Annotated in this window: 11 protein-coding genes; 3 read left to right on the top strand and 8 right to left on the bottom strand. The window is 42.7% G+C overall.

The annotated features are described in order from the left end of the window. Position 1 precedes the first annotated feature (1 nt). The 5 genes from N5J47_RS06620 to efp all read right to left on the bottom strand — a co-directional run bounded on the left by N5J47_RS06620 (position 2) and on the right by efp (position 5141). Positions 2 to 919: a DUF58 domain-containing protein gene (locus tag N5J47_RS06620; RefSeq protein WP_267979102.1), complete on the bottom strand. Its 918-nt coding sequence runs from the start codon at positions 917 to 919 to the stop codon at positions 2 to 4. 13 nt (positions 920 to 932) lie between these two features. Further along, positions 933 to 1892 (bottom strand): AAA family ATPase, encoded by a 960-nt coding sequence (locus N5J47_RS06615; protein ID WP_279960667.1) that lies wholly within the window; start codon positions 1890 to 1892, stop codon positions 933 to 935. Between the two features lie 78 nt (positions 1893 to 1970). Further along, positions 1971 to 2273 (bottom strand): YbdD/YjiX family protein, encoded by a 303-nt coding sequence (locus N5J47_RS06610; protein WP_267979100.1) that lies wholly within the window; start codon positions 2271 to 2273, stop codon positions 1971 to 1973. Positions 2274 to 2275: 2 nt separating this feature from the next. Next, on the bottom strand, positions 2276 to 4378 hold the full coding sequence (locus N5J47_RS06605; protein ID WP_279960665.1) for a carbon starvation CstA family protein: 2103 nt from the start codon (positions 4376 to 4378) through the stop codon (positions 2276 to 2278). A gap of 193 nt (positions 4379 to 4571) precedes the next feature. Beyond that, positions 4572 to 5141 (bottom strand): elongation factor P, encoded by a 570-nt coding sequence (efp, locus tag N5J47_RS06600; RefSeq protein ID WP_004652839.1) that lies wholly within the window; start codon positions 5139 to 5141, stop codon positions 4572 to 4574. An 89-nt stretch (positions 5142 to 5230) separates the two neighbouring features. On the opposite strand from efp, the gene epmB reads away from it, so the two are divergent. From epmB to N5J47_RS06585, 3 genes are read left to right on the top strand one after another with little or no spacing between them, the layout of a single operon-like run. Then, complete coding sequence (epmB, locus tag N5J47_RS06595) at positions 5231 to 6247, top strand: EF-P beta-lysylation protein EpmB (protein ID WP_279960664.1); 1017 nt, start codon at positions 5231 to 5233, stop codon at positions 6245 to 6247. Positions 6248 to 6260: 13 nt separating this feature from the next. Beyond that, positions 6261 to 8018, top strand: a complete 1758-nt coding sequence (locus N5J47_RS06590) for a GTPase (RefSeq protein WP_267979097.1) — start codon at positions 6261 to 6263, stop codon at positions 8016 to 8018. Continuing rightward, on the top strand, positions 8000 to 10090 hold the full coding sequence (locus tag N5J47_RS06585; RefSeq protein ID WP_279960663.1) for an EAL domain-containing protein: 2091 nt from the start codon (positions 8000 to 8002) through the stop codon (positions 10088 to 10090). Before N5J47_RS06590 ends, N5J47_RS06585 begins: the two co-directional genes overlap by 19 nt. A 91-nt stretch (positions 10091 to 10181) precedes the next feature. Here the strand turns inward: N5J47_RS06585 and rpmE are convergent, their stop codons facing one another. From rpmE to gloA, 3 genes are all read right to left on the bottom strand, one after another. Further along, positions 10182 to 10406, bottom strand: coding sequence for a 50S ribosomal protein L31 (gene rpmE / locus N5J47_RS06580; protein ID WP_004679402.1), 225 nt, complete (start codon positions 10404 to 10406; stop codon positions 10182 to 10184). Between the two features lie 197 nt (positions 10407 to 10603). Beyond that, positions 10604 to 11572, bottom strand: coding sequence for a bile acid:sodium symporter (locus N5J47_RS06575; RefSeq protein ID WP_279960662.1), 969 nt, complete (start codon positions 11570 to 11572; stop codon positions 10604 to 10606). Between the two features lie 133 nt (positions 11573 to 11705). Next, positions 11706 to 12107, bottom strand: a complete 402-nt coding sequence (gene gloA, locus N5J47_RS06570) for a lactoylglutathione lyase (protein WP_279960661.1) — start codon at positions 12105 to 12107, stop codon at positions 11706 to 11708. Position 12108: the final 1 nt, after the last annotated feature.

Below are 12108 nucleotides of genomic sequence, written 5' to 3'. Positions count from 1 at the left end.
GTCAAGCCTGCGCCAGTAAAAGTTTAGCCTTGATGAGCTGTGATTGCCCTTGTCCACTTTCCAGTCTCGCATGTGGCAAAATCACGGCATAGTCATCCCCCAACTGTTCACATTGCTCAATCAAGCCCATCATGAAACTGAGCTTTTCTTCATGTCCCTGTGTTGGAATCTGTTGATAATCAATTTCCAGATGTTGATGGTTGGCCTGGGCTTCAAACATCTTGATAAAAAATCCCTGCCCACGTGCAACCTGCTTCCATGCGACATTTTGATAGGAATCACCCTGCTGAAATGCTCTCAACTCTTTAAACTCATCCAGACTGTCATTCGCATTTGTGCTCTGATGTTTATGCTCTTTCTGCCAGTCATGGGCTTTGGGTGCAATCCAGACTTTCTGTTTGGGATATAGATAAGTCCAAGCCCGTACCAGTCCTAAAGGATAGGTGGAATAAATTTTCACTGAGCCTACCTCATAGATCCCCCGCTTTTGAGGAAGAATAGGCAATTCTAAAATTTGTTGTGTTTGATCCAAATAAAAAATCTGTTCCTGTTGCTGCCATTGCACCCGCAGATATCGACTGTTATTTGCTGGCTGTTTAAACAGCAGCTTGAGCATTAAAGCCTGTTCAACCTGTCCAATTTCTGGAGTCACAACTTCAATTTGTAAGCCGTGCAACTGTTTGAAAGTCAGGTAAAAACTAATACATAAAATGGCACTGATTAAAAAGCAGAATCCTAAAATCAGGTTATTGGCATAGTTAATCCCAGCAATAAAGGTAATCAGAATCAAAATAAGATATAAAAAACCCTGCTTATAAATGAAAACCAAAACATCTTTCTGCAACAGTATTTTAGTACCCTCTACCTGAAAGCGTTTTGCAATCCAATGCTGTACTCGCTGCCTAAGTCCATTCTGCATAAGCCACTCTCAACTATAAGGTATCAACTGACTGCAAAAGCTGTTTCACCTCAACCTCTCCCAGACTTAAACGATGGGCAACCACTGCCACAAAAACCGTTTGCACATCATCGGTTGTGACGAAGCTTCGTCCCTCAACCAGTGCATAGGCCTGTGCTGCCGCCTTGAGCGCCAATACGCCGCGGGTAGAAAGTCCATGTCGTTGCTTACGGGTTTCAGCTGCTAAATCAAGAATATAATTTAACACTGCATCACTGAGAAAAACCTGTTTTGCCAATTCACGTAAATGCAGAATATCAGCCTGATTAAATACAGCATCCAACTGATGAATCAAAACCTGACGTGAGCTTTGCTGTAGCAGCAATTTTTCTGCCTGCCGTGATGGATAACCCAAAGATAAACGCATGAGGAAACGGTCAAGCTGCGACTCAGGCAAGGCATACGTTCCACTTTGAAACAGCGGATTTTGAGTAGCCAACACCCAGAATGGCTGTGGCAATTCATAATGAATCCCATCCACCGTGACTGCCCCCTCTTCCATTGCCTCAAGCAAGGCACTCTGTGTTTTGGGGCTACAACGGTTAATTTCATCGGCCAGCAAAATCTGGGTAAAAATCGGACCTTTCTTAAACTCAAATAAATGTTCTTTTTGATTAAAGATATTGATTCCAATCACATCACTTGCCAGCATGTCATTGGTGAACTGAATACGCTGGAAATGCAGTCCAGCCAAACGCGCCAGTGCACTGGCCAACGTGGTTTTGCCTAAACCAGGTAAGTCTTCAAACAACACATGACCGCCTGCCAGTAAACAGGTCAGGGCAAGTTTAGTTTGTTGTGGTTTATCCAGAATAAGCTGGTTCACTTCTACTAAAAATTTATCGATCTTTTGGCTAAAGCTTTTAATATCTTGTTCTAATTCTTGGTTTTGTTGTTTTTTGTCTTGAACCGAAGCTTTTTCCGTGCCCCACATTATATTCTCCCAAAAATAAAACAGTGTATGTCTCAACATACACTGTTTTAGGTTTTTTTCAAAGAAATCAAAAGATTTCTAGCAAGGACATTTCTTCATATTACCGCCTGCTGACGGGTAGCGTGAATCAATACAATGACGATAAAATGTCTTGGCATCCATCGGTGTCAAATCAGGATGATGCTTTTGCATGTGCTGTACATAATTTTCATAGTCAGGGACACCGACCATCAAACGAAAACTTTTTTGCAGGTTCTGCCATAAAACCGCAATCCTCGACCAATTTTTGGGCGAAAAAATCAGGTGTTTTTGTGACAGGATCGTGAACTTAATGATCTTTACAATCACAGAACCACCCTGCCGAGCGATCTTAAAATCCATGCCTACTCTCCCTTGATGCTATTCGCAGTCATCGGTGTTTCTGAATAAACTGCGGGTGCTTCATTGACAGTAGGCACAGAACTTTGCAATGCACGGCGTACAATTCCAATTGAGGCAATTACCATCACAATCGCCACAATCATAAAGAAGCCACACAATGCGGCATTGATCTGATTGGACATGACAATTGTCTGCATTTCAGCAACAGTTTTGGCTGGAGCAAGCACCTCACCACGCGCAATCGCATCAGAAAAACGGTTGGCTTGCGCAAGGAAACCAATCTTTGGATTTTCATGGAAAATCTTTTGCCAACCCGCGGTCATTGAGGTAATGAACAGGAAAATTGTTGGGACAATGGTGACCCAAACATATTTCTCTTTTTTCATCTTGAATAAAATGACTGTACCCAAAATCAATGCCATTGAGGCAAGAATCTGGTTACCGATACCGAATAGCGGCCACAATGAGTTAATCCCACCCAGTGGATCAACCACGCCCTGATAAACAAAGAAGCCCCAGCCTGCAACCGCAACAAAGGTTCCAACCAGATTTCCAAAGAATGAACTGGATTGTTTCACCGCTGGCACCACGATACCGACCGTATCTTGCACCATGAAACGACAGGCACGTGTTCCCGCATCTACCGCAGTGAGGATGAATAAGGCTTCAAACAGAATGGCAAAATGATACCAGAATGCCATCATGGAACGGCTATTGAAAATTTCAGAGATGATATGTGCCATACCAATCGCAAAGGTTGGCGCGCCACCCGTACGGGAAAGGATTGAACTTTCACCAACTTCCTGAGCAAGCACAGTCAGCATCTCAGGTGTGACGATGAAACCTAGATTACGCACCGCTTCCGCAGCCGTATCCACCGTTGTACCGAGAACAGCCGCTGGTGCATTAATCGCAAAATAAACACCAGGATCAAGCACTGTCGCACAGATCATTGCCATTATCCCAACGCCAGATTCCATCAACATCCCACCATAGCCGATCATGCGGATATTGACTTCATTATCAACCAGTTTTGGGGTTGTTCCAGAAGAAACCAGCGCATGGAAACCTGAAATCGCACCACAGGCAATGGTAATAAATAGGAAAGGGAATAAACTGCCTGCAAATACAGGACCTGTACCATCAATAAAATGGGTCACCGCAGGCATTTTCAGGTCAGGCATGGCAAAGATAATCCCAACAGCCAGACCTGCAATCACACCGATTTTAAGGAAAGTGGATAGATAGTCACGCGGTGCCAATAGCAACCAAACTGGCAATACTGAGGCAATAAAGCCATAAATGATCAGTGCCCAGGTCAGCTGTGTTCCACTGAGGGTAAACAATTGCCCCCAATATGGATCTTTCGCCACATCACCACCAAACACAATTGCAGCCATCATCAGCACAAAACCGATGATGGATACCTCTGCAATTTTTCCTGGGCGTAGGTAACGCATATAAATGCCCATAAACAGGGCAATTGGAATGGTGGCGGCAATACTAAACACACCCCACGGGCTATGGGCCAAGGCTTTTACAACAACTAAAGCCAATACTGCAAGAATAATGATCATTACGCCCAATGTGCCGAGCATAACAATGACACCTGCAAAAGTTCCAAGTTCCTGCTTTGCCATTTCTCCCAAGGAACGACCATCACGTCGTGTGGAAATAAACAGAACCAGAAAATCCTGCACTGCCCCAGCAATCACCACACCCACCAGAAGCCAGATTGTTCCAGGCAAATAACCCATCTGCGCTGCTAGAATTGGTCCCACCAACGGTCCTGCACCCGCAATCGCTGCAAAGTGATGTCCGAATAAAACATATTTATTGGTCGGGACATAATCCAGACCATCATTTAAGCGATGCGCTGGTGTTAAACGTCTGGGATTTAACTCAAATACCTTATTTGCAATAAATAAACTATAGAACCTATATGCAATGCTATAGACACAGACCGCAGCGAGAACCAGCCAGACTGCATTGACATGCTCACCGCGACTCACCGCCAATATCCCAAATGAAATTGCCCCGACTATGGCAACCAAACTCCATAGGAGTTTTGAGGGAAGTGTTGATTTTGCTTGTGTTGTCTCCATTCAAAACCTCTCCAATACATAACTTGTGGTTATTTTGATTTCCCTTTCTCTATTTTCTGTAGAAAAATATCTTTGTCAGTTTATCTTTTATCAAAAATTATTTATCTAATACTTTGGCATAAAAAAAGGGATGATTGTTTAATCATCCCTTAGAGAATCGTATATCTTGCGTAGCAGTGCTACTCATTTACGATTATGCACGCTCTAGATAGTCACCTGTACGCGTGTCTACACGAACACTTTCTTCTTGCTGTACGAATAATGGAACACGCACCACAGCACCTGTTTCAAGTTTCGCTGGCTTTCCGCCACCACCAGAAGTATCGCCACGTACACCTGGATCAGTCTCAACGATTTTAAGCACAACAAAGTTCGGTGGACTCACAGTTAAAGGTACGCCATTGAACAACATGATGGTACATTTTTCATTTGAATCGTCTTTTAACCATTTCGCAGCATCACCCATTGCAGTTTTGTCAGCAGCGATTTGCTCGAAAGATACAGGGTCCATGAAGTTCCACATTTCGCCATCGTTGTAGAGGTAATCCATTTCAACTTCAACAATATCAGCGGCTTCCAAAGAGTCACCTGACTTGAAAGTTTTTTCCAATACCTTACCAGAACGCAGGTTACGCAGTTTCACACGGTTGAACGCCTGACCTTTACCTGGTTTTACATATTCGTTTTCCATGATTGAACATGGGTTGCCATCAAGCATAACCTTGAGGCCTGCTTTAAAATCATTTGTAGAATAATAGGCCATGAAAGGCGCACTCCAAACTTAAAACTCAACTCTATTAATGCTAGACTACACGTACAGGCATAGTCCTCACACTATTTTTAACGTATGGCATGATAAACTATTTACATCAAGAGCAAAACTGGCAATCACAACTGAGTGACCTCATTACTGACCCTCTGGAGCTGTTAAATCTGCTTGAGTTATCCACCGATCAGCTATTATCAGGGGCAATCCTCGCCTCTGAAAAGTTTAAATTGCGTGTCCCGCGTGCATTCGTCGGAAAAATGAGCATTGGCGATCCCCTTGATCCCCTGTTGCTACAAGTCCTCCCCCATCATCTGGAACTTGAGGAACATCCTGAGTTTGTCACCGACCCACTGGGTGAAGAGGCAGCCAACCAGATGGCTGGCGTTCTACATAAATATCAGTCGCGTTTTTTACTGACCTTAACAGGTGCATGTGCAATTCACTGCCGTTACTGCTTTCGCCGTCACTTTCCCTATCAGGAAAATCTACCTAAAAATGATGACTGGCCACATATCAGGCAATATATTGAGCAAAATCCGCTGATCAATGAAGTGATTTTAAGTGGTGGCGATCCACTGACGCTTTCAAATCGAAAAATTTCACTTTGGCTGGAGCGTCTTGCCTCCCTCCCACAGATTAAAATACTGAGAATTCATTCACGTGTTCCCATCGTTATTCCAAACCGTATTGATGAAGAACTGATTTCTATATTAAAAAACAGTAGGCTACGCATTATAGTAGTGGTACACTCAAACCATGCAGCTGAACTGGATGGTTTCACCTGCTCAAAGTTATTACAGTTATCACTCCATCACATAACCGTGCTGAATCAGGCGGTTTTATTAAAAGGTGTGAATGATTCTGCAAAAATTTTGCATGAGTTGAGTTTCCGTTTATTTGAAGCGCGGGTAATGCCCTATTACCTGCATGTTTTGGATAAAGTCAAAGGGGCTCAGCATTTTGATTTAAGGTCTTCAGAGATAGATCAGATATACAGTGATGTATTGGCAAGTTTACCAGGTTACCTGGTTCCGAAACTTGTGAGGGAAATTGCGGGCGAAAAAAATAAAACACCGCTTTTTGGGGTTCAAACGTTCTGAGATTGATAACACAATGATGAATAATGCTTTTTCGGATATATTTCAAATTCCAACTGTCTTGAGACGGGATAAACTAAGCTTTTGCGACACCAATTCAAAAAGCTTGAATGAATGGATTTCCAACCTGTCCATCATGCAGTTGGGAGATACCTCCAAAGCACTATTTGCAGCCCTGTTAGAACTCAGCGAACTTGAGTGTTCTGAGACACTGCGTTTTGATCTGGTACAAATTTTACATCCGACAATTGAAAATGTATTGGGTAGCTTGGAAAAGAATTTTTTTAACCAGGGTGTCATCAGTTCAGACCGTAATGAACACATCATTGAACTGGCCATGTTGTTACGCTGCTATTTTGCGGCAATCTATATTAATATTGTGCGCCGTAGTAGTGACCAGCTCGACAATCAAAAATTTTCAATCTTTGCGCTAAACCAGAAAAAGAACTTACAAACTGCCAGAACCTTGGCAACCTTTCAGGCCTTGCAGCAGCTGACCCAACTGCTCTATCAGCAACATATGCTCTATAGTGAACCTGTTGCAGGACAATGGCTGATTTCCCATCAACTTTATGAGGCTGCACTCACCCATAAATATCATCAGACCAATCTGGAACAGATTCAGGGTGGCAAACCCAACTCTCTCAGCAATATTTCCCAGGCCTATGCCCAGCTGATTTTGATGGATATTTTTAATACCAACCAGATTCGCCAGTCTGAAATTCAAGCATTGTTCCAGTGTAGTTTTGACTGGGCAAAAATGGTTCAAATCCTGTCTAAAGAGACTGACCTGACCAAATATGTCGTGGACACCACCAAGGACCACCCACCAATCTATAATAAAAAGCAAAGCTCAGGTTTTAATCCCAATGTTTTTATTAGCACCAATACTTTGCTGGACCATGTCACGGCAACATTGCATAAAAATGCTGAATATATTTCCAAGAATGAAAAAATTTACCTGACCCCTGCACTTAAGTTCCATGTTCAGACCATTCTTGGAACCACAGCAGAGCGTCGTCATGAACGTTATGAATATTCAGCCCAGTTGCATATCTGTTTTGGTTTGCTGACAGCGCACTTTTATCTTTCCAAGGCAAAGAACTTTTCAGAAACCTTATTACTAGAGCATCACTTTAATTTACAAAACGAATCAAAGTTTATGTCTGCCTGGGATAAAAAGCTTTCTGGAAATAATGAAGAATCAAGCATTCAACGCCTAAGTCGTGAAAGCAAGGCAGTTTACCAATCCGATATACTGGATATCAGTGTTAATGGCTACCGCATTAAATGGTCGGGGGAAGCTCCCAAGAATTTAAGAACAGGTGAATACATTCTGGTCAAGGAAACCTCACATGGACACTGGCGTGGTGGGGTGATTCGCTGGCTTAAGCAGTCAACTGAGAAAAGTCTGGAACTTGGTCTGGAAGTTCTTGCGCAGGAAATCTTCCCATGTGCTGTACGCATTCAGGCCGATCGGCATGTCAGTAACTATCATCCAGCACTTTTATTAAAAAACCAGAATCTGGATGAAACCAAAACAACTTTAATTTTACCTGGTTCACAAATTTTTCGGGAACAACAGGCGATTCATTTAAGATTGGGGAAAGAGGAAGTAAAAGTGTATTTATTAAACGCCCAATTAATTACCCAGAGTTTTGTTCAATTTGATTTTGAACTGCTAAATGAAGATGAACAGTCCATTCTTCATAAATTCATGGCACAAAAGAATATGGATACCAATGATCAAGATTTATGGGAAGCATTGAAGTGAGAAATTCTTTACTCTCTAAAAAGTTAAAACGAACTGAAACCCGCTTACTCATTATTGATGACAACCAGTTACGTTATAACCAGATTCTGGAGTTATTCTCCAATCAGGAACATCAGGTTAAGGCAACCTTGCTTGATGACCTCAAAACATTTGAAAAACAGCTGAATCTTCCCTGGGATATGGTTATTTTTGGACGTGCATACGACCTAAAGATTGAACAGACTCTTTCACTGATTCAGGCATCGTCACAGCCTAGCCTGCCTGTACTGTTACTTGAACCAGATGACTACAAAGCTGATCAATATCAAACTTATATTCATAAAGGGATTTATGATGTCCTAAATCTTAAATCACCTGAAAATTTTTATATCAGTATTATTCGGGCCCTGTCCTATAGCCGTTTGGTTCAGGCGGAACATCGCCTACTCAGTGAATTGGAAGCGGCACAAACCCAGGCGCAGTCACTGGTTGCAGAAACCCATAAAGCGGTCGCAATTTTGCAGGAAGGCATTCATATTACGGCCAACACCGAATATGCACAGCTTTTTGGGTTCAGCAACGCAGATGATTTAATTGGCCTGCCCATTCTGGACGTTTTGCAGCCTCAAGACCTGAGTCAGTTTAAACTGCGTTTTAAGAAAATTTCACAGGGACAGTTCGAACAAGGGCGTTTTGAACTTCGCACCCAAAACCCAAGTGTAAAAAACAGTGCGTTACAGGTTGAGTTCATTCCTTCGGGAAATGAGGATGAAATCCAGCTGAACATCGAATGTGAGTCCACCAGTCAGTCTTCAGCGACTATACCAGCCGTTACTTCCTCTGAAAAAATCTCAGGCCTGAACACAGCCCTGCAACAAATCAACCGACAGCTTGCAAACCACCCAGCCAATGCCAATGCACTGGTTTTATTTAGCCTTAATAGCTGTCCAAACGAAGTATTCCAGACTGACTGGCGTGCCACCAAGGCCTATTTCGCCAACATTGCAGGTTTTATTAAGGAACAGGTCAATGTTCCTGTCTGTCAGGTGGACCATGCGCTTTATGTTGCCTTGTTTCAGGCAGAATCAACCCATGTACTCAACTCACTGCTGATTGGATTGAATAGCCTGCAAAAACCACAGTTACTGGTGACTGAGAATTATACATTCCCTCTTCATCTAAAACTGGGCTACAGTGAGCTTGCCCAGCCAATTGCGGATGAAGCCAGTCTTGAACAGATCCTGACCAAGGCGTTCTCACTTGGTTTGCCAACCATTGATAGCCCGAAAATTGATGCGGATATTGGTTTAACAACCGAACATATTCCAACCAATGTAGAGTTAAGCCTGTTACAGGAACTCAGGCAAAAACTGGATGCAGGTGATATTCACCTAAAATACCAGCAACTTTATGACAAGCAGGATCAACATACCCATACCTATGAAGTATCGGGTGGTTTTATCCATAACAATCAATGGCAGGATATCACTGACTTGGGTGATTTAAAGGATGACCCTGAATTATCGGTTCAACTGGACCGCTGGATACTGGTTGAGGCATGCAAGCAGTTGCACAACTTCATTACCCAGTACCCTAAAGCGAAATTGATTGTAAACCTCAATCACCATATCTTATTAAATGACAAGAAACTGCCTGAGTTGGTTGCGAAGTTACTTACCATTATTGGCAGTAAACAGGCTCATCCACTGATTCTGCAATTCTCAGAGCAGGCCCTACAGCAGAACCTGTCTCAGGCACAGCCACAAATTGCCTTACTGCGACAACATGGTGCAGAGATTTCCATCCGTGGTTTTGGCGACTCATTGTATAGTGACAGCATACTTCAACAGATTGATACCCAATATCTCAGCTTCCATAGCAAGCTGGCAAAAATGCTGGGGTCTGAAAAAGAGATGGCAGTACTACAGGAAAAGATTCTGCATTTTATTGCCCAAAAACCTGTTGAGATTTTCCTGACTGAACTCAATGACATGAACCAGTTTGCCAATGCATGGAATGTAGAGGCCCGTTTCTTACAGGGTAACTATTTCCAGAAGAAACTGGACCGTTTAACGGACGTGCAAGACCAATAAATTCACATAGGGCGTATTCAATACGCCCTATGTCTAGAAATTATAATCATAAAAAAACGGGCAATATGCCCGTTTTTTTGTTTTCTCGATATTAACGTTTGATAGAACGTGACATACCAGAGAAACGTTGCTTGAATTTGTCGATACGACCGCCAGTGTCCACATTCTTTTGTTTACCAGTATAGAATGGGTGGCAAGCTGAACATACGTCAAGGTAAATTGTTTCTTTACCAAGCGCAGAACGAGTTTCGATCACGTTACCACATGAACAGGTCGCAACTAATGTTTGGTATTTAGGGTGAATATCGGCGCGCATGGTCGATGCTCCTATTTAGTAAGAAAGGCTTAAACTGTTATCGCAATTGATCACTCTCAACATGAGGAAAGCAAAGTGTTTTCACACTCGCAGATCAACACCACAACAGACCATTTCTTTTGACTCACCGAGACTCCAGGTCAGGGCAAAGCCAACAAGTGGCGAGTATTATACGCCAATAAATTAAATTTTGCGAACTATTCCTGACCTGATTTTGACCAGTGATTGGCGATTACCCCACACACCATCAACTGAACTTGGTGGAAAATCATAATTGGCAACACAATCATCCCCAGTGGCTGTCCAATAAACAGGATTTGTGCCATCGGGACACCACTGGCCAGTGTTTTCTTGGAACTACAAAAGAAAATGGTGATTTGATCGGCACGGTTAAAGCCCAGCCATTTGGGCAGATATAAAGCAAGCAACATCACCACAGTCAGCAGAACAGAACATGCAACTGTTAAATAAAGCAGCGTCAAGCCACTCACCTGATGCCATAAACCAGCCACCACGGCACTACTAAAAGCACCATACACCACCATCAAGATGGAACCCTGATCAAAAGCCTTTACCAGACTTGGCAGCTTAAGCATATAAGGAAAAACATAAGGACGTAATAACTGCCCCAAAATAAAAGGAACCAGTAACAATAAGGTGATTTGAATAATTGACTTGGTTGGATCAAAATCATGCTGGCTTTGCCCGAGAATAAAATAGCTGACTAGAATTGGCGTAATAAACATACCAATGATATTGGAGAAAGATGCGCTACACACTGCCCCAGCAACATTACCCTTTGCCATTGAGGTAAATGCAATGGAGGACTGTACTGTTGATGGCAGGAAGCACATAAACAGGAAACCCCAATACAACTCCTGACCTAAAAGAGGTTCCAAAATGGGTTTTGCCAGTAACCCAATAGCTGGGAAAATCACAAAAGTAAAGGCAAATACCAAGGCATGCATTTTCCAGTGCAACATCCCCTCAACCACTGCTTCACGTGAGAGTTTTGCACCATGTAAAAAGAACAGGATAGCAATTGCGACAGTTGTGAGAATATTAAAATAATGTGCAAGCTGACCTGATACTGGAATAAAGGACGCCAATACCACCATGACAACCAATAATATTGTAAAGCGATCCAGTGCCAATAACTTCAACATAACCCATCCCTACCTATACCAATAAATATAAAGCCCAATATAATGATTGACCGTTTGATCAAATCATCATACTGGGCTATTTAAATAAAGCCAGTGCTTTCAATAAGAAATCTTAGCCTGAATCGAACAGATTTTAGTTGTTACGAGCATCCTGATCCTGCTGGATCAACTCGACCTTATAGCCATCTGGATCTTCAACAAAGGCGATGACTGTTACGCCACCTTTCATCGGGCCAGCCTCACGCACCACCTTACCACCACGGGCCTTGATCTCCTCACATGCCTTATAGGCATCATCAACACCAATCGCAATATGACCATAAGCATTGCCAAGATCATAGCTTGATGTATCCCAGTTATGGGTTAACTCAAGAACAGTATTGTGTTCTTCATCGCCATAACCAACAAAGGCCAATGTAAAGCGGCCCTCTTCATAGTCACGCTGGCGTAGCAATTTCATACCAAGCACTTCAGTATAGAACTTTAACGACCGTTCTAAATTGCCTACTCGTAGCATCGTATGTAACATGCGCATC

The sequence above is a fragment of the Acinetobacter sp. GD03645 genome, from assembly GCF_029845285.1.
GTDB lineage: Bacteria > Pseudomonadota > Gammaproteobacteria > Pseudomonadales > Moraxellaceae > Acinetobacter > Acinetobacter corruptisaponis.
This window is presented reverse-complemented; position numbering and strand designations above follow the sequence as displayed.